14 protein-coding genes and 3 pseudogenes are annotated in these 20,549 nt (G+C 68.9%); 9 read left to right on the top strand and 8 right to left on the bottom strand.

Annotation, left to right across the window (positions count from 1 at the left end):
• Window positions 1–109 precede the first annotated feature (109 nt).
• Window positions 110–670, bottom strand: a complete 561-nt coding sequence (locus tag AB0B50_RS43245) for a hypothetical protein (RefSeq protein ID WP_362343145.1) — start codon at window positions 668–670, stop codon at window positions 110–112.
• Window positions 671–1,277: 607 nt separating this feature from the next.
• Here AB0B50_RS43245 and AB0B50_RS43240 point away from each other — a divergent pair.
• The 4 genes and pseudogenes from AB0B50_RS43240 to AB0B50_RS43225 all read left to right on the top strand — a co-directional run.
• Window positions 1,278–1,523: pseudogene (locus AB0B50_RS43240) on the top strand (helix-turn-helix transcriptional regulator); the annotation flags it as partial.
• A 187-nt stretch (window positions 1,524–1,710) separates the two neighbouring features.
• Entirely contained in the window at window positions 1,711–2,385 is a 675-nt protein-coding gene (locus AB0B50_RS43235; protein ID WP_362343142.1) for a DUF6083 domain-containing protein, read from the top strand.
• A 6-nt stretch (window positions 2,386–2,391) separates the two neighbouring features.
• Window positions 2,392–2,634: a hypothetical protein gene (locus tag AB0B50_RS43230; protein WP_362343139.1), complete on the top strand. Its 243-nt coding sequence runs from the start codon at window positions 2,392–2,394 to the stop codon at window positions 2,632–2,634.
• A gap of 133 nt (window positions 2,635–2,767) precedes the next feature.
• Window positions 2,768–4,249, top strand: coding sequence for a UvrD-helicase domain-containing protein (locus AB0B50_RS43225; RefSeq protein ID WP_362343201.1), 1,482 nt, complete (start codon window positions 2,768–2,770; stop codon window positions 4,247–4,249).
• Between the two features lie 604 nt (window positions 4,250–4,853).
• On the opposite strand, the pseudogene AB0B50_RS43220 reads toward AB0B50_RS43225, so the two are convergent.
• From AB0B50_RS43220 to AB0B50_RS43200, 5 genes and pseudogenes are all read right to left on the bottom strand, one after another.
• A pseudogene (locus AB0B50_RS43220) lies at window positions 4,854–5,911 on the bottom strand (MerR family transcriptional regulator).
• A 600-nt stretch (window positions 5,912–6,511) separates the two neighbouring features.
• On the bottom strand, window positions 6,512–7,717 hold the full coding sequence (locus AB0B50_RS43215) for an IS256 family transposase (RefSeq protein WP_362343136.1): 1,206 nt from the start codon (window positions 7,715–7,717) through the stop codon (window positions 6,512–6,514).
• Window positions 7,718–7,919: 202 nt separating this feature from the next.
• Window positions 7,920–8,249 carry a hypothetical protein gene (locus AB0B50_RS43210; protein ID WP_362343134.1) on the bottom strand — a complete coding sequence of 110 codons (330 nt, stop codon included), beginning with the start codon at window positions 8,247–8,249 and terminating at the stop codon, window positions 7,920–7,922.
• 138 nt (window positions 8,250–8,387) lie between these two features.
• On the bottom strand, window positions 8,388–8,537 hold the full coding sequence (locus tag AB0B50_RS43205) for a hypothetical protein (RefSeq protein ID WP_362343131.1): 150 nt from the start codon (window positions 8,535–8,537) through the stop codon (window positions 8,388–8,390).
• Between the two features lie 7 nt (window positions 8,538–8,544).
• Entirely contained in the window at window positions 8,545–8,811 is a 267-nt protein-coding gene (locus AB0B50_RS43200) for a hypothetical protein (RefSeq protein WP_362343128.1), read from the bottom strand.
• A 230-nt stretch (window positions 8,812–9,041) separates the two neighbouring features.
• Between AB0B50_RS43200 and AB0B50_RS43195 the strand changes: the two genes are divergently transcribed.
• The 5 genes from AB0B50_RS43195 (at window position 9,042) to AB0B50_RS43175 (ending at window position 16,913) form a co-directional block, all read left to right on the top strand.
• A complete protein-coding gene (locus AB0B50_RS43195) occupies window positions 9,042–12,029 on the top strand; it encodes a BTAD domain-containing putative transcriptional regulator (RefSeq protein ID WP_362343125.1) in 2,988 nt (995 codons plus the stop codon).
• A gap of 93 nt (window positions 12,030–12,122) precedes the next feature.
• Entirely contained in the window at window positions 12,123–12,674 is a 552-nt protein-coding gene (locus tag AB0B50_RS43190) for a hypothetical protein (protein ID WP_362343123.1), read from the top strand.
• Between the two features lie 19 nt (window positions 12,675–12,693).
• Window positions 12,694–14,577: a RiPP maturation radical SAM C-methyltransferase gene (locus tag AB0B50_RS43185; protein ID WP_362343120.1), complete on the top strand. Its 1,884-nt coding sequence runs from the start codon at window positions 12,694–12,696 to the stop codon at window positions 14,575–14,577.
• A gap of 116 nt (window positions 14,578–14,693) precedes the next feature.
• Complete coding sequence (locus AB0B50_RS43180; RefSeq protein WP_362343117.1) at window positions 14,694–16,181, top strand: S8 family serine peptidase; 1,488 nt, start codon at window positions 14,694–14,696, stop codon at window positions 16,179–16,181.
• A gap of 156 nt (window positions 16,182–16,337) precedes the next feature.
• A complete protein-coding gene (locus AB0B50_RS43175; protein WP_362343114.1) occupies window positions 16,338–16,913 on the top strand; it encodes a UTRA domain-containing protein in 576 nt (191 codons plus the stop codon).
• Window positions 16,914–17,346: 433 nt separating this feature from the next.
• Here the strand turns inward: AB0B50_RS43175 and AB0B50_RS43170 are convergent, their stop codons facing one another.
• Together AB0B50_RS43170 and AB0B50_RS43165 are read right to left on the bottom strand one after the other, a co-directional pair.
• Window positions 17,347–19,317: a hypothetical protein gene (locus tag AB0B50_RS43170; RefSeq protein WP_362343111.1), complete on the bottom strand. Its 1,971-nt coding sequence runs from the start codon at window positions 19,315–19,317 to the stop codon at window positions 17,347–17,349.
• Between the two features lie 523 nt (window positions 19,318–19,840).
• Window positions 19,841–20,206: pseudogene (locus tag AB0B50_RS43165) on the bottom strand (transposase); the annotation flags it as partial.
• Window positions 20,207–20,549 lie beyond the last annotated feature (343 nt).

Genomic DNA, 20,549 nt, shown 5'->3' with positions numbered 1-20,549 from the left:
CCAGGAGCGAGCGTGCCCGTCAACAGGGCGGCAGTCCGCTGGCGGCGGGGTGATGGACACATAGGCGACGACGAGGAGTAAGGCGTCCGCAACGCCCCAGCGATCGCGCTCAGGTTTGTTCCGGTAGTTGCCAGCATGCTTCGTCCGCCTCGAGGTCGCGGTGCCAGGAAGCCACTGTGCGGCTGCGGGTGAGGCAGTCGAGGAGGTCCTCCACGGACGGGGGCGCGGTCCCGCAGAGCCGGGCGAGGACATTGATATCGGCGCTCCCGCTGCCGGTCTCGGTGTGCACCGCCAGGCTTAGGGCGGCCAGCCGGACAGACGGGGGAGCTTCACGGGGAGCCGTCAGAGGGGCAGGGTGCAGGGCCCAGTGAGCGGCGCGCGCTGGCTGTCCACGGCCTGGTGCCTGGCCTAGGACGGCGACGTCCAGCAGCTGTGCCTCGATGGCTCCGTGTCGGCGGCTGGTGCAGCGCAGCCAGTCGGCGTGTTCGAGCTCGTGCCAGAGGGCGGCGTGGGAGGCCAGGCGCATGCCGCGCAGGAACCCCTCGCACAGTTCCACGCGTCCCTGGCGGTCGGCGCGCAGTGCGCACTGCAGCGCGAGGAGGCGGGCGGTGGGGGAGGAGAAGCGGGGCAGCGCCGCAGCCAGGTAGGTGAGCATCTCCTTCACGCGCACGCGTTCATCCGCCCCCGGCGACCGGGCCGTTGAGCGGCTTCGGGGCCGGCGGGAAGCCTCGAGGGGCGGAGCGGCGGGGAGCAGGGCGTCGGGGACCACTGCGGCCTGTGCGGTCGCGGCCGCGCACGCCGCACAGCCATCGGCCAGGCGCCACAGGCGCCCGCCCTGGGCGCGCATGAGGACCAGATGCACGGTGCCGGAGCAGCCGCGGTGTCGCGGATGCCACCGGCAGCCCCGCTCGAAGCACTGACAGGTTCGCAGATGCGACGGCAGCGCCCCCTGCCGGGCGTGCTGGGCCAGATGAGCCAGCGCCGCCGAACGCGCCGAGCCGGCGACAAGAGGGCGCGGGCCACGGGGGCAGTGCGGACACACCAGCACCGGGCCGCCCGCCTCGGGCCGCAGCTCCACACTCCAGATGCGCCGCACCCGTGCGTGCGTTGTGCCAAGTCTCATCGGGTGCGCTGCTCCCGCCTGCCCCGCGCCTCCATCGGGCGACGACCGCACACGCTAGTGCAGACCTCTGCCCTGTCGCGCGGATCGCCGACCTGCGGAAATAGGGCAGAAGTCTGCACTGACAGGGCAGGGTGCTGCACCTTCGGATGGTGGGGTGACGATCTTCCCGCCCGACCCGAACCTCACCGCGCTGCGCCTGGAACTCGCGCGCCTGAGGGCCGAGCGGGGATTCACCTACGACGAACTCGCCGACCGCAGCGGCCTGGCCCGCCGCACCCTCATCGAGATCGAACAGGGCCGCACCGTCGGCAGCCTGAAGACCTGGCACGTCCTCGCTCACGCCCTCGACGTTCCCGTCGACCGCCTGCTGGGCACCCTCTGCAACGGCCACACCCCGCCCGGGACCTTACCCTCCGGCAAGCCGGTCCGTCCCCTCGCCAAAGTCCCGCGCGCACCACCCGAACGGGCAACCGCCATAGAACAAACACTCCACACATCGCACGCCCGTTCCCGCCTGCTGGGCTGTTCGCGGGACATTCCGGCGCCCTCCCCGTGTCCACGGCGCGCCGCCTGGCACGTTCCCTCCCATGCACCCCCACCCCACGACCCAGGCACGCCACTGGGACGGCAGCCCACTCGCTGCCCGCCGCCACCGCTCCCTGCGCGTGTCCGCCACCAGCCCCAGCCGGCTGCTGCGCAGCGGGCAGCACAGCCGCTGCCGCGCATGCGGGAACCGTATCGAGTGGTTCCAGCGCGACAACCACCGTCCCATCGCCCTGCACCCGGCCGAACTCGCCGCCGCCGACGTCCCTGCCTCCTGCCGCTGGCACCTTAGCTGCGGCATCGCCCACCGCTACAGCGACAACAGCGCCTGGTGCCGCATCCCGCACGCCGTCCTGTGCCCGCACCGCACCGTCACGCCCCGGCTCACACCCCGCCTGGACGAGACCCGCCGCCAACTCGCCGTCCGCACCCGCACCCTGATCGACACCGGCCTGTTCACCCCACCCGCCCCACCACCCCGCCCGCCTGAGAAAGCCGCAGAGCACCACATCACCCGGCCAGTCATCCAGACCCTCTGCACCCGCTACCTCGCCGCCCAACCCCTCCACCTCATCCGCTGCGTGGCCCAGACCCGCTCCCGCCGCCGCTGCCCGAGCACCGTCCTGCACCCCACAACTCCGGTCGGCACCTGGACCCTCCTCCCCACTACCCCCACTCCTGTCTCCGGCCACGCCCGCAGACAACTCGCCCTGCCCTAGGGCCTCATGGCCGTCTACGACCTCAGTCACCTGCCCTACGCCGAACAGCTGCGCTGGCGCGCCCAACGCTGCCCCGCCCACGCCGCCGCACACAGCGCCGCCGACCTCACCCTGACGGCATGGCAGCCCTTCGACCCCCTCCTGCACCACCCTCACATCCACACGCACCTGCCCGACCCCGCACCAGCCAGGTGCCGCACGGCAAGGGGGCGCCGCACACCCGCGTCAAAGACCCCCCGGCCCCACTGACGCCCAAGGCCGTACACGTCACCGCCGACGGACTGCCGGACCCTGCGTCCGCCACCGCGCAGCGCCCGAGGTGCCCGTGCGCCGGCCTCAACTCCCCGCAGTTCACCCGCCTCCTACCTGGAGCACTGCCGTGCTGACCTTGACCGACGAGCAGACCGCCGCCGACGCCTTCCGTGCCGGAGACCACCTGGTCCTCCAGGCCGGCGCGGGCACCGGCAAGACCACCACCCTGGCCCTGCTCGCCCAGACCACCCGGCGCCGCGGCCGCTACCTCGCCTACAACCGGGCCATCGCCCGCGACGCCGCCACCCGCTTCCCGCCCACGGTGACCTGCAAGACCGCCCACGCCCTGGCCTACGCTGCACTCGGTCACCGCTACACCCGCCGCCTGAACGCACCCCGCCGCCCCGCCGGACAGGTCGGCCAGGCCCTCGGCTTCACCCAACCGGCCCGCCTGGGCGAGCGTGACGTGACCCAACGCACCCTCTCTTGCGCCACCCTGCGCACCGTCACCCGCTTCTGCCACTCCGCCGACCCGGCCATCACCCGCCACCACGTACCCCGCCTGCGCGGCCTGGACGACCCCGACCAGCACGCCCAACTCGCCCAGGTGATCGAGCCGTTCGCCCGCAAGGCCTGGGCCGACCTCCAGCACCCCGACGACGGCGTCGTCCGCTTCGAACACGACCACTACCTCAAGATCTGGGCCCTCACCCAGCCCGCCCTGAAGACCGACTACCTGCTCCTGGACGAAGCCCAGGACACCACCCCCGTCGTCGAACAGATCTTCCTCAACCAGCGCGGCCACGCCCAGCTGGTGATGGTCGGCGACTCCGCCCCGGCCGTCTACGGCTGGCGCGGCGCCAAAGACGTCATGACCGGCTTCGACGGCACTGCCCTGCCCCTGTCGCAGTCCTTCCGCTTCGGCCCTCACCTGGCCGCCGAAGCCAACCGCTGGCTGCAGATCGCCGCCGCCCCCATCCGGCTGACCGGCACCGTGCCCACCGAACCCGGCCCCCTCACCCGGCCCGACGCCGTGCTGTGCCGCACCAACGTCGGCGCCCTGGCCCAAGTCATGACACAGCTGACCACCGGACAGCGCGTAGCACTGGTCGGCGGGGGAGAGAGCCTGCGCGCCCTGGCCCTGGCCGCCCGCGACCTGAAAGAGGGACGCCGCACCACCCACCCCGAGCTGGTGCTGTTCACCTGCTGGGGCGACCTGCAGGACTACGCCGCACACGACCCGGCCGGCGGCGACCTGCAGCTGCTGGTCGACCTCATCGACACTCACGGCCCCGAGACCATCCTCGCTGCCGTCGCCCAACTCGCCTCCGAAGAGAGTGCCGAGGTCATCGTCTCGACCGCCCACAAAGCGAAGGGCCGCGAATGGGCGGACGTGAAGATCGCCGACGACTTCACCCCGCCTGCGGACAGCGAGGAGCGTGACAACCAAGGTCGTGCTCTGCCCGGCCCGATCGACGACGGCGAGGCCCGCCTCGCCTACGCCGCCGTCACCCGCGCGCGCAGCTGCCTCGACCTAGGCGGCCTCTCCTGGATCCACTCCCGCCCAGATACGCCGGCAACGGATACCGGCACACCATCCATGCAGACCTGACCCGGACGCTTCGCCGTTCAGATCCTGTACTGACCGTGACGGCCGTGCCGAACAACAGCCGATGCTCATCGATGCCCTGCCCACCAGGTCACCACCGTGATGACGCATCCGCCCGCAGCAGCAGCCGCACCTCGGACAAAACTGAAGGCGGCGGCCCGAAGCAGTCGGCGAGCGGTGCTTCGGCTCTCGAGTGCGGCCATGGCTTCCTCCCCCTTGCGGAGCGGGCCCGAACCTATGACGGGCCCCTCAAAGGGAAAACCCCGACCGGGAGTTGAACCCGGACGAGGTCGATGGCCGCCGCCGCTGGCGATGCTGTGAGTCCTCGCCGCGCTGCCGACGCCTTCTCAACGACTGGCCGCCGGTTGGCGTTCCCACGTAGAGGGCGATGCGTCAGCGGGAGCCAGCGTCTCGTCGGCCCGATGTGCTGGAGTCTCGTGCCGGTGGCGCCACAGACCTGGGGCGCAGCAGCCGTGGCTGCTGCTCTGGGTGGCCGGGTGCCGTGGGTGAGTTCGTGCGATCGGCGATGGTCAACTGCCGCCATCAACGCGGTTCCCCGGTCCGGCTGCATGCGATCGGTCTGGGGGGGATCAGGGGGAACGTACGCTCAGTCCTCCAGTCGGACCGGCATCAGGATGGAGAAGGTGTCCTCGTCGTCGGGCCGGCGGATCGCGATCGGTGTTGTGGGGTGCCGAGCTCCAGAATCAGTCGGCCCCGGGCCCCGGCGGTCAGTGCGTCCAACAGGAACTCCCGGTTGACAGCGACCTGGTTGGGGTCTTCGGCGCCGTCGGGGCAGAGGGTCACCGTGCCGCCATCCTCCATCCGGAGCACGCTGAGGTCTCCGGCATCTCCGGAACGAACGGACCGGTCTGCAGAGCCTTCCGGAAAGCCGCCACCTCGACGACGGTGCGACGCCCCATGGCCGGGGGAGGAGGCGACGGTAGTCGGGGAAGCCGTGGTCGAGGCATGGACCGCCTGCCTGCCTGTCCCCGGCCTCCAGTACCACGCGGTCACCGTCGACAGAGAAGAGCACGGATCCCTCACCACCCAAGAGCCCCGCATCGCGTCGGCGAGCGGACTGGGCACGATCACCTGGACCCGGCTTCCGTCGTGGCCGGCGATACCGGTCTGCGCGACAGCCATTCGGTATCGGTCGGTGGCCAGGACGTGGAGGCTCTCGCCCTCGACGTCGAACAGGACCCCACTGAGCATCGGCAGCTCCGGGTCGGTGCTCGCCGCGAAACGAACCGTGTACAGCGCGGCTGCCAACTCGGGCGCGGCGACAGACAGATGGATGGCGGCGGTGCGGGGCGAGGCCATGATGTTCTCCCTGTGATCGAGTAGTGCTCGGAGTGCGGAGAACTCGCCGCGGGCATCGGACAGTCCCTGTGCCAGGCGGCGCAGGTGCGCCGTCAGCAGGGTCCGGACCAGATCGGTGTCCGCGCCGGACCAGCTGGCCAGCACCAGCCGGATGTCTGCCAGCGGCGTCCCGGCCCGGCGCAAGCGGGCCGGCAGTCGGGCCTCCTCGAGTTGCCCGGGTTCGTACCAGCGGTAGCCGCTCACCGGATCCACCCAGGCTGGCACCATCACACCGGCCCGGTCGTAGAACCGCAGGGCACTCACTCCCAGGCCACTGTCGCGGGCCATCTCGCCAATGCTGCGCATGTCGTTCTCCACACCCAGGACTCTGGGCCCTGCACCAGGTCGAGGGTCAACCCGGTTCCGCAGTGTTCTCGCGACGATGGAGACGGATGCTGGGGTGGCTGTGGAGGTCTGAGCGGGCTCTGGTTCTCGTTCTGTGGAGATGCCGCTCTGTGTGTGTGATGCCCGCTATTGCAGTGCGCGGAGGACCAGCTGCACCTCCTGGTGCCACTCGGCGGCGTCGCTGTCGTCCACCCAGCTCCGCGCGAGCTCGGACCCCTTACCCAGGACACGGCGAAGAGCCTCACCGGCAGCGCACAAAGCTCGACCGGTAGTTCGCGAAGCGCCCCGTTCGGTGCGTCCTCCGGGTCGATCCTCGGTGGCTTAGCCGCTCGACCCGCTCCTCTTCAACACCACTGCCAGTGCGTACGGCGCTCATGTCGCCGTCTGTGCAGAAGACGACGCAATCCTGCGCCTCTGCGAGGAAGTCGGGCACCCGGCGGTGTGGGACCCGTAGGACTCCACGGCCCCAGAGCGATACGGCGTCCGAGTCGGCATCAAGCGGGTCACCCGCCACCTCCACTGACGGGTGTGTCAACTTAACGGCTGATCTTGGTTGTTGAGTTATCGCTGGTCGGTGGGGGTGCGGCGGTCGTCGAAGGCGATCTGGAAGGCGTTCAGGGGTGCCTTCCAGCGCATCGTCCAGCGGCGTCGGCCTGTGCCGGTCGGGTCCAGGCTCATCAGCGCCATGTAGACGCACTTCAGCGCGGCGGCCTCGGAGGGGAAGTGGCCGCGGGCCCGAACTGCCTTGCGGATGCGGGCGTTCACGCTCTCGATCGCATTCGTGCTGCAAATGATCTTACGGATCTCGACGTCGAAGGAGAGGAAGGGCACCATCTCGGCCCAGGCGTCGGACCACAGCTTGATCACAGCTGGATATTTGGTGCCCCACTTCTCGGAGAACTTCAGGAACCGCTCGGTTGCGGCGGCCTCGCTCGAGGCGGTGTAGACGGGCTTCAAGTCCTTGGCGACCTTGTCCCAGTCCTGACGGGCGCAGTAGCGGATGCTGTTGCGGATCAAGTGAACGATGCAGGTCTGGACCACTGTTCGGGGCCAGACGGTCTCGACCGCGTCGGGCAGGCCCTTGAGCCCGTCACAGACGAGCATGAGGACATCTTCAACTCCGCGGTTCTTGAGCTCGGTGAAGACCTGGAGCCAGTGTTTGGCGCCCTCGCCGCCGCCGGCCCAGATGCCGAGGATGTCGCGGGCGCCGTCGACGGTGACGTCCATGGCGATGTAGATCGGCCTGTTGGCGACCTTGCCGTCGCGGATCTTCACGTTGATCGCGTCCACGAAGACCACCGGGTAGACGCGATCGAGCGGCCGGGACTGCCATTCGGCCATGCCCTCCACCACCTTGTCGGTGATCGTGGTGATGGTCTGCTTGGACACCTCCGCTCCGTACACCTCGGCTAGATGAGCCGATATCTCCCCGTGCGTGAGGCCCTTCGCGGACAGCGAGAGCACCATCTCGTCGACGCCGGTCAGGCGCCGTTGCCGCTTGCGAACGATCTGCGGCTCGAAGGTGCCGGCGGTGTCGCGGGGCACCTTGACCTCGACCGGGCCGACGTCGGTCAGCACGGTCTTGGAGTGGGTGCCGTTGCGGCTGTTGCCACTGTTTCGGCCACTCGCGTCGTGCTTGTCATAGCCGACATGATCGGTGATCTCGCCCTCCAGGATGGACTCCAGCACCCGCTTGGTCAGCTGCTGCTGCAGCCCGACCTCGCCGGTCAGTTGCAGCTCGTCAGAGCGGGCACGGTCGACCAGCATCGCGATCAACTACTCGTCCGACACCGCCTCCACGGCTACTTCGGCGACCGGCTCCTCCACGGCCTCGTGCTCGGTGATGGTCTCGCTCATCAGGTGTCTCCTTGATCATCGGATCCGCCGTCTCTTGGGCGCTCCCGCCGCGAGCAGGACCGGTTCGGTGGATCCGCGGCCCTCTGTAGGTAGGTGCCGGTGGTGGTGAGCGTCAGTCCGCGCGCGGGCAGGGCGCGAGGTCCACCTTCACTGTGGCGGTGGAGAAGGTGAAGTCCAGGGTGTCGCCGACCGTGCTAGGGCGGGGGGGACTGCCGCCGGAGTAGTACTCCATCACCGCGTTCGTCATGAACTCATGGGTGCGGTACAACTCGAATCCCTCCTTCTTGATGACCGGTGCTGCCCACTGCGGTACGCGGTCGTCGCTGCGGATCGACCCGACGAATCCGTCCAGAGCCTCGTGCCACTTCGCGAGCTGCTGCTTGTGGGGACGCACCAGTTCGTCGACGCCCTCGGCTCCACGAGCGCCGACTGCCTCGCGCAAGTCAGCAGTGACCAGGGAGTTTTCCCGATGCTCGTGGCGGCGATCCGCGTACCGCGCGTAGAGCACTCGGCGGCGCTGAGCCTGCGGCTGCCCCCGGCCGGGGCGGTCCACGATCCGGTGACGCGTCGATAGCTCAGGTCAGGAGTGGTCCCAGTGGTCCCGCACGATCCGGTACACCGTGTAGATCGGACCGAGCCAGCGTGCGAGCTGGTAGGGGCGGCTCTGGTCGCCGCGGCAGTGATGGTGCCCGGCTGGATTCTGTGACGTGCTGCTCTTCTTCTTCGCCATCGGGGTCTCACCTCTTCCGGGTTCCCCACAGTGCGTACGCGAGAAGTACGCCCAGGTGGACCATGGGGACGGTGACGGCGCCGAGCCCGGCGTCGTCCAGGCCGAGTTGCTGGATCGTGTAACGCACGAGCAGGAAGCCGTGCGGGGAACGCAGGCGGGGCGGCGCGGTCGTCAGAGCCGCGGTGATGGCTTCGGTGACGGCGGTCGCGGCCGCCTTGACCCGGGCGAGGGCCCTCACCCGGGCCGTTGTCGGAAGGCTGGTGGATCCGGTCATGGCACGCCTCGCTGTTCTTGTCGTGTGAGTGCGTTGGGCGGGCCGGCCGGTGGGGCCCCGCACGCCAAGGGATGGGTTGCAGCCCTCATCGTGCGTACGCGGGTTGGAGGACTGGTTGGAGTCGCCGTTGCAGTCGGCATCAGCCACGACCGGAGGGCAGGGCGGAACGGGCTGCTGCCCTGCGGTTGGGGATAGCCTTGACGGGAGTTGCTCCACTCGGGGGAGGGGCGATGGGCGATCAGGCCGTCCCACGGACACTGCGTTTCGAACTGCTCGGGCCGCTGCGCGCATGGCGGGAAGGGGTCGAACTGGATCTCGGCCAGCCGCAACAGAGGGGCGTCCTCGCCATACTGCTGCTGAACGCCAATCGGTCACTGAGTCAGCAGCAACTGATGAGCGGCCTATGGGGGATGACACCGCCGGCGCACGCGGTGAACCTCCTGCAGCGGCATGCCTCGGGGCTGCGCCGTGTGCTCGAACCCGGCCGGCGACCCCGTTCGCCCTCGCGTCTGCTGGCCTGGACCGCGGCCGGCTACCGGTTGACCGTGCCGCCCGACCGGCTGGATCTGCACGACTTCGACCGTGAGGTGCACCGTGCCCGTGCCGCGCGCAGGGCGGGGAACCTGCCCGCGGCGGCCGTAGCGCTTCACGAGGCGTTGGGTCTGTGGCGCGGGCAGGTGTGTGAAGGGTTGTCCGGGCCGTCGGTCGAGGCCGAACGGCAGCGGCTGGAAGAACGGCGGCTCAAAGTGCTGGAGGAGCGCATCGAGGTGGATCTCGGGCTCCGTGACCCCTTCGACCTGGTGGGTGACTTGCGCCGGCTCGTGGCCGATCAGCCGACACGGGAGCCTCTGCACGGCCTGCTCATGCTGGCGCTGTACCGTGCGGGCCACCAGGCCGAGGCGCTGGCCGCCTTCCGGCAGGCGCGCCGGAGCATCCGCGAGCGGATCGGGACCGAGCCCACCGGACGGCTGCAGCGGCTGCACGAGCGGATTCTCGCAGGGGACCCGGCACTTGACGTACCGCAGCCGGGCTCGGCCGCTGCGTCTGAGGCCGGACTGGGCTCAGGCCCAGCAGGATTGGGCTCAGGTGTGGCAGGACCGGCTTCCGGTCCAGCAGGATCGGGTTCCGTTCCGGCAGGAACAGGCCCGCAGCAGCCCGACCGCACCCGGCCGCACCACCCTCTGGTTCCCGCCCAACTACCGCACCGCACGCGGGACTTCGTCGGCCGGGCCGATGCGCTCGCCCGGCTCGACGCCCTCCTGCCCGGTGAAGGCCACAGCACCGGGGGAGCCGTGGTGATCACCGCGATCGGCGGGACGGCCGGCGTCGGCAAGACCGCGCTCGCGGTCTACTGGGCCCATCGGATCCGGGGCCGGTTCCCGGACGGACAGCTGTACGTGAACCTGCGCGGCTTCGATCCGACCGGTTCGCCGATGCACCCGGCCGAGGCCGTACGGGGATTCCTCAACGCCCTGGCCGTGCCGCCGGAACAGATGCCTCTCGATCCCGAGGGGCAGTCGGCGCTCTACCGGACCCTGCTGGCGAGCCGCCGCATGCTGGTCGTGCTCGACAACGCGCGCGATGCCGAACAGGTACGTCCCCTGCTGCCGGGTTCATCGGGCTGTCTCGTGGTGGTGACCAGCCGGAACGACCTCGCCGGTCTGGTGGCCACGGGAGGCGCCCATCCGGTGACGGTCGACCTTCTCTCCACCGCCGAAGCACGCGAGATGCTCGCCCGCCGTATCGGCCGGCGTGAGGTCGACGCAGAACCGGCCGCGGTCGACGACATCATCGCGTCGTGCGCCCGGCTGCCGCTGGCTCTGGCGATCGTGGCGGCGCGTGCCGCACTCCATCCCGGCTTCCCACTCGGGGTGCTGGCCAAGGAACTGCACACTGTCGACGGCGGGTTGGGCTCGCTGGACGGCGGCGACCCGGCCTCCAACGTCCGGACGGTGTTCTCCTGGTCGTACCACCGTCTCAGGGCCCCCACGGCCCGGATGTTCAGGCTGCTCGGCCTGCACCCGGCCCCGGAAATCGGTGCACTGGCCGCAGTCGCGCTGGCCGGACTCCCGCCCGCGCAGGGCCGCTCGCTCCTTGCCGAACTGTCCCGCGCGCAGCTGATCACGGAGTGCGCGCCCGGCCGCTTCACCCGTCATGACCTGCTCCGTGCCTACGCGGCGGAACGCGCCCGCACGCAGGACACGGATGCCGAGAGGCATGCGGCGCTCCGCCGCATGCTCGACCACTATCTGCACACCGCCTTTCACGCCAGTGCGCTGCTCAACCCGCACCGGGACGACCCCATCGAACTGGCCGGTGCCGACGCCGCCGTTCCCGTCGAGCGGTTCGCCGATCACCGTCGGGCGCTGGAGTGGTTCGCCCGGGAGCACACGGTCCTTCTCGCCGTCATCCGGCAGGCCGCCGACGGCCGGACGGATGGCCATGCCTGGCGCCTGGCATGGGCCCTCAGGCCCTTCAGCGATCGTCAAGGTCTCTGGCACGACGCGGCGACGATCGACCGGACGGCCCTGGCGGCTGCCTCCCGTCAGTCCGACACACGGGGGCAGGCCGTCATCCATGGGTGCCTGGCGTACGCCTATATGGGGCTTGGCCAGTACGGGGAAGTGCACCGTCATGCGGACCGGGCTCTCGCTCTGTTCGATGAACTCGCCGACGCCATCGGCCAGGCACACGCGCACCGCACATCGGCATGGGCTCTTGACCAACAACGCCGCTACCAGGAGGCACTTGCTCACGCACAACAGGCCCTGAAGCTCTTCGAGACGGCCGGACATCGCACGGGTCAGGCTCGGGCGCTCAACGCGGTCGGGTGGTTCCACTCCCAACTGGGCGACCTCCAGCAGGGTTTGGCCTACTGCCGGCGTGCGGTGGAGCTGCAGGAAGAGCTGGGCGACCGGTTCAACCAGGCCGACACGTGGGACAGCCTCGGCTACGTCCACCGCCGGCTCGACCGGCGCGAGGAGGCGCTCGCGTGCTACGAGAAGGCGATCGAGCTCTACAGGGACATCGGGGACCGGTACAACGAAGCGAACACCCTGTGCTCCCTCGGCACGCTCCATCGCGACATCGGTGATGTCCGGGCGGCCCGCACCAGCTGGCAGGACGCCCTGACGGTCCTCGACGAGCTTGGCCACCCGGACGCGGTACAGGTGCGCGCCGATCTGGCCCGGCTGCGGGATACGAGATCCGTCCCTTGAGGGACGGCCGCCGACTCCGTCGGCTCCGCTCTTCCTTGACGGACCTCAGGCACATCGACGACTCTGCCAGCGAGGAATCCACTTCCCGCGCAGGTGAACAAGGTCATCGTGGAGGCCACGATGTCGGAAGACAAGATCAGCCAGCAGGACCTCGAAGAACTCATCCGGAAACTCGACCTGCTGAAACCCATGTTCTCCGCGGAGCAGCAGGAGGTGATGAAGGCCGTTTTCCGCGCTGCCGGTGAGTCGTACGTCGGTCGTCCCCAAGACCGGTGGGAGCTACTGAGCAGTCGCGCCGCCCGGTTCACTCCTGGCACGTTCCGTCCCGACGACGTCATGGAAATCTTCAAGATCTACGAACCCGTGCGGTCGAACCCGGGGGGCCGGATTTTCCAGGAGGATCTCGAAGACGTCACACAGAAACTGAGCATGCTGAAATCCGAGTTCACCGAAGGGCAGCAGGAGGTGCTGAACGCTATCTTCCGTGCTGCAGCCAGTTCTTATGCCGGACTCCCGCAAGACCGCCTCGGGCTGCTCGACGTTCCCGCCGTCGGCCCTTTGAGCGGCAGCCCTCGCGACGAGGTCATGGACGCCTTCAGGATCTGGGAACTCGCATCGCCGCAGCCCGATGACGGAGAGGGCTGAGCCGCGGGACGCCCGCGCCTTGCCGAAGGAGCGATCGGCGCGGCCGGTGGTCCTCGTCTCCATGCCCTTCATGGACTTCCGGCGCCCCTCCCTCCAGTTGGGACTGCTCAAGGCCATCGGCGTGGCGTCCGGATTCCCCGTGCGCACGTTCCACGCCAACCTCGACTTCGCCGCGCGCATCGGCGCGGACCGGTACCGGGCCCTTTCCGAACACCGCAGAGGCATGGTCGGTGACTGGCTGTTCTCCCTCCAGGCGTTCGGCGACGAGGCACCGGACCCGGACGGTCGTCTGCTCGACGACTTCGCCGCCGAACTCACCTACCTGGCAGGCGATGAACGGCGCGGGACGTTGCGCGATCAGCTCCTCAGGATGCGGCACGACGACGTGCCCGCCTACCTGGACGCCCTCCTCGACGCATTCCCGTGGCACACGGTCCGTGTCGTGGGATTCACCTCGACCTTCCAGCAGAACACCGCCTCCTTCGCGTTGGCCCGGCGGCTGAAGGAGCGCCATGCGGGGCTGCTCACCTTGTTCGGCGGAGCCAACTTCGACGGCGAGATGGGCGTCGAGTTCGTCCGTGCGGTCGACTCCGTGGATGCCGCGATCATCGGCGAAGGGGACATGGCCTTCCCCCAGTTCCTCCGCACGCTCGCCGCCGGCGGTGACCTGGACACCGTGCCCGGACTGGCTCGCCGCATCGAAGGACGGGTGGTCGCGGTGCCACCGCTGCCGCCCCTGCGCCGACTGGACGAGCTGCCCGTTCCGGACTACGACGAGTACTTCCAGCACGCCGAGGACCTGGGGATCCTCCGACGCGCGAGCCACCGATCGGTGTGGATTCCGGTCGAGACGGCACGGGGCTGCTGGTGGGGGGCGAAGCATCACTGCACGTTCTGCGGACTGAATGCGACCACGATGGAATTCAGGTCCAAGGCAGCCGAGCGCGTCCTGGCCGAATTCGCCCAGCAGGCCCGCCGATACCGGACGTTCCGCTTCGAGACGGTGGACAACATCCTCGACACCCGGTATCTGAAGTCCCTGTTTCCCGCGCTCATCGGGAGCGACGCGAGCTACGAGATCTTCTACGAGGTCAAGGCCAATCTGGGCCGGGAGCAGCTCAAGCTCATGGCGGACGCCGGAGTGACGCAGATCCAGCCGGGCCTGGAGTCGCTCAGCTCGCGTGTGCTGCGCCTTATGCACAAGGGCTGCAGCGCCGCGCAGAACATCAATCTGCTGCGCTGGGCCCAGTACTACGGCATCAACGTGGCCTGGAACCTGCTCTGGGGTTTCCCCGGTGAGACCCAGGAGGACTACGCCGCCCAGGCAGCGGTCATGCCCCACCTGTGGCATCTGCAGCCACCATCGAGCGCCAACCGGATCTGGATGGAGCGTTTCAGTCCGCTCTACCGCGACCGGTACACGCTCCTGGGGCACTGCCGACCCGAACCCAGCTATCGCTACGTCTACCCGGCCGGCGTGGACCTCGACAGAACCGCCTACTTCTTCGAGCACGAGGTCAAGGGCGCCCTCCCCGACAGCGACTACCTGGACGTACGGAAGGCAGTCGACGACTGGATCACGGCGAGCCGGGGCAACCACCACCGACCCGTTCTGCAGTACTGGCAGGCACCTCACTTCGTGCAGATCTACGACGGCCGGAATGAAGGCAAAGAGGGCACCTACACCTTCGAGGGCCCTCTGGCCGACCTCTACCTCGCCTGCAGCAACCGGGCCATCACGGCGGCGACGGCCCGCAACCGACTCGGCCTCGACCAGTCAGTGGAGGCCATCGAAGGGACACTGCGCGAACTGGCGAAGCTGGGGCTCGTCTTTCTCGACGGGCCCGCGGCGCTGGCCCTGGCCATTCCGGCGCCACGAAGAAGGCCGGTACTGGAGCACTGAACGTTGTCGGTCATCAATGCGTTACGCCGTTCTGAGTATGGCAGTTCCTGCAGGACTCCATTTAAATGGCCGTACGCAAAGGGCGACTCGGGGTGATCTCAAGGAGTTGTTCATCGATGTCCGACACCACTCGAGGCAACATGCCTCAGATCCTGTATGCCCACGCCTCACCGAAATCGAGCGGTGAGGTTTCGCTCTTCGACGAATCGCTGGAAGGGCACGATTTCACTTCGACGCAGGGGCCGGACTTCACGTCCTCCCGCGCGGACATCGCCGCGGCCACCGAGCAGCTGCGCGCAGCCGGATTCGAGATCCTGGAAGAGGGGAGCACGGCGACGACGATCAATATCGCCGGCCCGCCCGAGCTGTACGAACGGTATTTCCAGGTCCCCCTCGTAACCGAGCAGCGTGAGGTCATCCGGCCCGGATCGGCGGGCGAGCGAGAGACCGTGACGTTCGTCGACTGCCCCACCACTTCTCTGTCCGGCCTGATTCCCACGGACCGAAGCCCCGTGGTCGACGTGGTGGAGGGTGTGGCGATCGAGGAGCCGGTCTTCCCCTTCCGCGGCACACCGGTCAACGCTTCACCTCCGCGGCCCGGTTACTGGCATCTGACCGTCCCCAGGAAGGTCGCCGAGCTGCTGGATGCCGACAAACTGCATCAAGAAGGCATCAGGGGCGCCGGAGTCCGTCTGGCGATGGTGGATTCCGGCTGGTGGGGAGGCCATCCGTACTTCGCGGAGCGCCGCTTGAGCGGCAGCGTCGTGCTCGGGCCCGGGGCGGAACGAGAGGACGTGGACGAGAACGGGCACGGCACCGGAGAGTCCGCCAACGTCTTCGCGCTGGCGCCTGACATCGACTTCACCATGGTCAAGGCCAACTTCGAGAACATACTCGGCTCGTTCAACGCAGCCGTGAACCAGAATCCGCGCCCGCACATCGTCAGCAACAGCTGGGGCGGTAATGTCGCGGCGCCGCCCCTGACCGCCATCGGCCGGGCCATGGTGGACTCGATCACCGCTGCGGTGGCGGACGGAATCACCGTGGTGTTCTCCGCGGGAAACGGTCACTACGGCTTCCCCGCACAGCACCCGGACGTCATCGCGGCCGGAGGGGTCTACATCGACAACTCGGGTGGGACACAGGCGTCGAACTACGCGAGCGGCTTCAGGAGCAGGATCTATCCGGACCGCATCGTCCCGGACGTGTGCGGCCTGGTGGGCATGCAGCCCCATGCGATGTACATCATGCTGCCCGTTCCTCCGGGCTGCGAGATTGATCAGGAGCTGTCCGGCAGGAACGCGGCGGTGTTCCCGGAGGGAGACGAGACGCGCGCCAATGACGGGTGGGCCGCCTTCAGCGGGACCTCCGCGGCCGCTCCTCAAATCGCCGGCATCTGCGCCCTGTTGCGGGAGGCGTACCCGGAGCTGTCGCCGCGTGGCATACGCAATGCCCTGATGAGCAGCGCCCGAGACGTGCAAACCGGCGCGAGCAACCCGTCGACGAACGGCGGATCGATCGCGGGACCCGGGCACGACGAGGCGACCGGCTGGGGTCTTGCCAGCGCGTCGGCGGCCGTGGCGGCGGCGGTGTTCCAGATGTGAGCGGTGTGTCCGGCCCCTGGCCCATGAGGTCCTCCTGATCAGTTGACGCCGTGCCGGAACCGATCATGACCTGTCACGGACACCAGCGTCATCGAGCCCGGAGGGACGAAAGGCCCGTGGGAGACCGTCACCACCGAGCAGGGGCTAGACGGTCGCATGGTCGTCCCGGACCCGGCCGCCGAGACTCTGGAGGCACCTGCGGACGTCGCGGAACGCCTCGGCCTTCCCGCCAGCTCACAAGTCGTCCGACGCCGCCGCCGCGCGACCATCGACACGGAAGTCGTCCAGGTCCAAGAAGCCTGGTATCCGCTCGAACTCGCCCGTCGCGCAGGGCTCGACCGACCGTCCAAGGTGATCGGCGGCGTCCTCGGCGCGATGGCTGAAGCCGGTTTCGACCCGACCGAGGCGGAGGAACGCATCCGTGCCTGGGTGCCTACCGCCGATGAAGCGGCCGGGCTTGACCCTAGGCAACCGCGTGCCCGTCCTCGCGATAGAGCGCCTCACACGCGACAACCACGGCCGCCCTCTGGAGCTACTGCGCATCATCGGTGCGGCGGACCGCCTGGAACTGGTCTACGACGGATTGCCCTTGAAGAAGCGCCGCCGAGCTCTTCCCGAGACAAGGGAGGCACCTGGATGACGATCTGCCGCCCGCGACGCGCACGACCGGGCCCCACGACACGTTCATGGTCACCGAAGCCGTCGAGCATGTCCGCACCCACGCGGGCCTGACGCAGTAAGAAGCCGCTGATGAAGCCGACATGCCAAGAGGGTGAAGATCGGGCGTGTGTGTCCCTGGCATAGAGGAAATGCGCTGCCCCGGCCCGTTTTGCCCCTGTCGGGAGAGGATAGGGGGTAGGACGTCCCGGCCGTGTCGAGCTCCCCTCCATAGCCGGTGCAGTCCGACCGTGGGTGTCGGCGTTGCGGGAATGCGTGGGCATCCGCGGAATACGGGCGGGGCAGGGGCATCGCGCGGACAGCGGGGGATGGTAAAGAGCGTGTCACAAGCCGCAAATGAGCATCGTTCTCGCAGGTGAGATGCCTTGCGGCTGAGCTGTTCACGGTGCTCGGCTCTCGGGAATGGCTACGGCGGTGCCTTTGGGGACCAGCGAGGAGGAGGAAAGCCTGGTGGCGGCAGCATGTACGACAGCCGGTCGGGCCGTAGTCAAGGAGTGGGGTGTGCGGTGAGCCAGTCCTGTAGTTCCCAGTGGCGGAACTGGTAGGCCACGCCGGAGATCCGCAGGAGTCCTGCCTCGTAGGCCCAGTTCAGGAAGGTGCCGAGATGCCAGGGTAATCGGCCCCGGATGCAGAGCAGGAAAACTAGGTAGCGGCGGCCAGCCCCAGCGAGCCAGTACAGCCCGCCCAAGAGCCCGAACACGACGCCGAACGCGACATCGAGTGCGACCCCGACCGGGAGTTCGCGCCCGTGCTCGCCCGCGAGCCCGTACACGAGCCCGCCCACGATCCCGAACACGAGCCCGCCCGCGAGCCCGTACACGAGCCCGTACACGAACGTGCGCCCGTCCCAGAGCCAGCTCCAGAGCCCGAACGGGAGACTGGCCGTGAGACCGACCACGAGCCCGAACAGGAGCCCGTCTGCGAGTCCGTCTGCGAGAGCCCGGGCGAGCTGGCGGCGGTGGGTTGGGCTGCGCAGCCGCTGGAGTTGGAGCGTGTGAGGCTCTGGGACGAGAGGACGACTGGCCTGCCAGATAGTTCCCAGGGCAAGCCCCAAGGCCACTGAGGCGGGCAACAGCTGGAGGGGTGAGAAGCCGATGGAGGCCCGGGGCAGGAACAGGACAAGGAAAGCGAGAGCGGGGATGACGGCGAGCAGGGCATCGACGGTGCGGACGCGGCGGAGACCGGCCATGGGCCACAGTTGGTGGAGGACGATGTCGGTGCTGCTTGCGGTGGATGCCGGTGCGGTGGTGACGAGGTGGGCGGCGAGTTCGGCGAGCCAGTGGTGGGTCTGGTCGGGGCGGTAGCGGTTGGGGCGGGTGGGGTGCTGGTGAGCGGCTGCAGGCAGATAGCGGGCGAGGAGGTGGTCGCGGACCGCGCTGGGGGAGGCCAGGGTGAGCAGGTGGTCCGGTTCGCGGAGGTAGGCCAGGGTGTCGGGGTGGCGTTCTTCGTAGGCGGTGGCGGCCACGTTGAGGCGCCAGGGGGTGGCAAGGGAGCGGGCCAGTGTGCCGCCGGGCGAGGTCGTGAACGTGTCGATGACCGGCCTCCAGCGGTCGGGGCTGGTGCTGCGCGCGGTGAGATAGGCGGCGGCCTGGCCAGGGCTGACGTTGTCGAGCTGGATACGGGCGGCCTCTCGCATCCGCAGGTCCAGGCCGGCCAGGTCCTCGTACTGGGTGGTGCGGCAGGTGAGGACGACCGGGGCGATGCCGGTGGGGTCCTGGTAGTCGTTGAGTTTCACCAGGGCGCGCGCGGCACGACGGCTACCGGCCGCAGTGGCGTCGGTGTCCATCTCGTCCAGGCCGTCCAGGACCGGCAGGACGTGGTATCCGTCCACCAGCGTGGTTGCGTCGGCGAGGGTGATGCCCTGGTCCCGGAACTGCTGGTGGACCTGGTGGGCGAGCCATTGCTGAAGGGGGTGGTCGGTGTGCCAGTCGGTCAGGGAGAAGCGGACCGGGACGGGGTCGGTGTCGGTGCGGCCGGGATGGGTCAACAGGCCGAGGATGAGGTCCAAGGCGAGCAGCGTCTTGCCAGCGCCTGGTTCACCGGTGATGGCCAGGCGGGCGGGGCTCAGGTTCTGGTAGTAGGACACGATGTTGGTGAGACGACCGTTGGCTGCGGCGCCGGTCGCGTTGTTGGCGGGCTCGGTGCGCTGGTGGAAGGTCACGTCGATGCGATGGGCGCCGGGCCCGATCAGCTGGGCGCGCTGCCGGGTCTCGGCCGCGGCCACGACCGCGGCCAGTCTCTTCACCATTGCGCCGGTGTCCGCAGCAGCCTCGCGGCGGTCGTCGCGGTAGGCGAACCAGGCCAGGCAGGCGGCCGGCAGGGTAGGGGCCAGGGCGATCATCGTGACGGACAGCCGCGCCACCTCGAAGTGCTTGGACAGCCACAGCGCCAGCCCTACGGCCACGACCTGCAGGACTGCATAGATGGCGGCTGATCGGCGGGTCCGCGATCGTCTCATGCGACGAATGGTCGCCAGTCCGCTGACTAGCGGGCGGGCAATCGCCACCTTCGGTTCCGGATTGTGACACGGCATGACATACCGGCGGCGTACCAAAACCAGGTCAGTTACAAGACTTCTCATCTGCGAGAACAAAGCTCATTTGCGGCTTGTGACACGCTTCTTCCCATCACTTCGACAGGGATGAGCGGCGGTGGGGCGCTTCTTAGGTCCGTCCGCCGCCGGGATGCGGCGGCGGACGGAGGGCGCGAGGCACCGAGGCTCCCCCTCGGTCGGGCCTCGCGCGAGGTGTCCTCCGGGTGGCAGGGCCGCGGGAGTTGCCCCGCCGCCTGGAGAGCGGGGGCTCGAGCCGCATTGTCGGCGATGCGGTTCCAGCTGGCCTCACAAAGACGTCCGGCTCGGGGGCTGGGAGCCGGGGGTGAGAGTAGACGGGCAGCCGCTGTGATCGGTAGCGCGGTCCTGGTCAAGCTGCCTGGAGAGCTTTCCCCGGGTGGAGGGCGGCCGCGGTGGGGTGGAGCGCGGGCCGGGCCAGGCGGCGGCTCATCAAGGTGATGAGGGCCAGATTGACCATCGCTTCCGCGTGGGCGGGCAGTCTCTCGTAGTCCCTGACCAGCCGTCTTGCGTGCAAGATCCATGCGAGGCTGCGTTCCACGATCCATCTGCGGGGCAGCAGGACGAAGCCGGCCGCGCCTTTGGGGCGGCTGACGGTTTTGATGGTCAGGCCAAGCGTCGTCCTGGCCCAGGAGATGAGGGTGCCAGCGTAAGCGCGGTCGGCCCAGACGATCGCGATCTCCGGGTGTTCCGCACGCAGGCGGGCCAGGACGAGACGGGCGGCGTTCGCGTCGTGCATGCTGGCGGGTGTGACCGTGACCAGCAGCGGAAGCCCTTGGGCTGGATCTTCGACTCGTCCAGGACGAGCTTCCGGTCCTGGGCGACAAGTTCCTCGTACCTCTGGCGCGTGACGTTCCCGACCTTCGTGCTCGCGGGCATCAGGCCCACCCCCTGCAGCCCAGGACGCCGACTCTCCCATCGCCGGCGACAAGCCCCGGCCTCACCCCACGAGCGTCAACCCACCGCCAGATCGACAGCAACCAATGGCCACAGCTCCCGTGTAGAGGCCTTCCAATTCAGGTTCTAAGAGGTCGTTTTCTTCTGGAGTGCGTTGGTATCTCCGCAATTTGGCCCGCTGATGAACTGGTGTGGGTGGGGCTCACGAGCTGGTCATGCTTGTT

The organism is Streptomyces sp. NPDC041068 (genome assembly GCF_040647455.1).
GTDB lineage: Bacteria > Actinomycetota > Actinomycetes > Streptomycetales > Streptomycetaceae > Streptomyces.
This window is presented reverse-complemented; position numbering and strand designations above follow the sequence as displayed.

Coding starts and splice junctions, on each gene's coding strand:
- AB0B50_RS43230 (WP_362343139.1), top strand. CDS start 2,392: ATGGCCGTCTACGACCTCAGTCACCTGCCCTACGCCGAACAGCTGCGC.
- AB0B50_RS43195 (WP_362343125.1), top strand. CDS start 9,042: ATGGGCGATCAGGCCGTCCCACGGACACTGCGTTTCGAACTGCTCGGG.
- AB0B50_RS43200 (WP_362343128.1), bottom strand. CDS start 8,811: ATGACCGGATCCACCAGCCTTCCGACAACGGCCCGGGTGAGGGCCCTC.
- AB0B50_RS43215 (WP_362343136.1), bottom strand. CDS start 7,717: ATGCTGGTCGACCGTGCCCGCTCTGACGAGCTGCAACTGACCGGCGAG.
- AB0B50_RS43180 (WP_362343117.1), top strand. CDS start 14,694: ATGTCCGACACCACTCGAGGCAACATGCCTCAGATCCTGTATGCCCAC.
- AB0B50_RS43205 (WP_362343131.1), bottom strand. CDS start 8,537: ATGGCGAAGAAGAAGAGCAGCACGTCACAGAATCCAGCCGGGCACCAT.
- AB0B50_RS43175 (WP_362343114.1), top strand. CDS start 16,338: ATGGTCGTCCCGGACCCGGCCGCCGAGACTCTGGAGGCACCTGCGGAC.
- AB0B50_RS43235 (WP_362343142.1), top strand. CDS start 1,711: ATGCACCCCCACCCCACGACCCAGGCACGCCACTGGGACGGCAGCCCA.
- AB0B50_RS43170 (WP_362343111.1), bottom strand. CDS start 19,317: ATGAGACGATCGCGGACCCGCCGATCAGCCGCCATCTATGCAGTCCTG.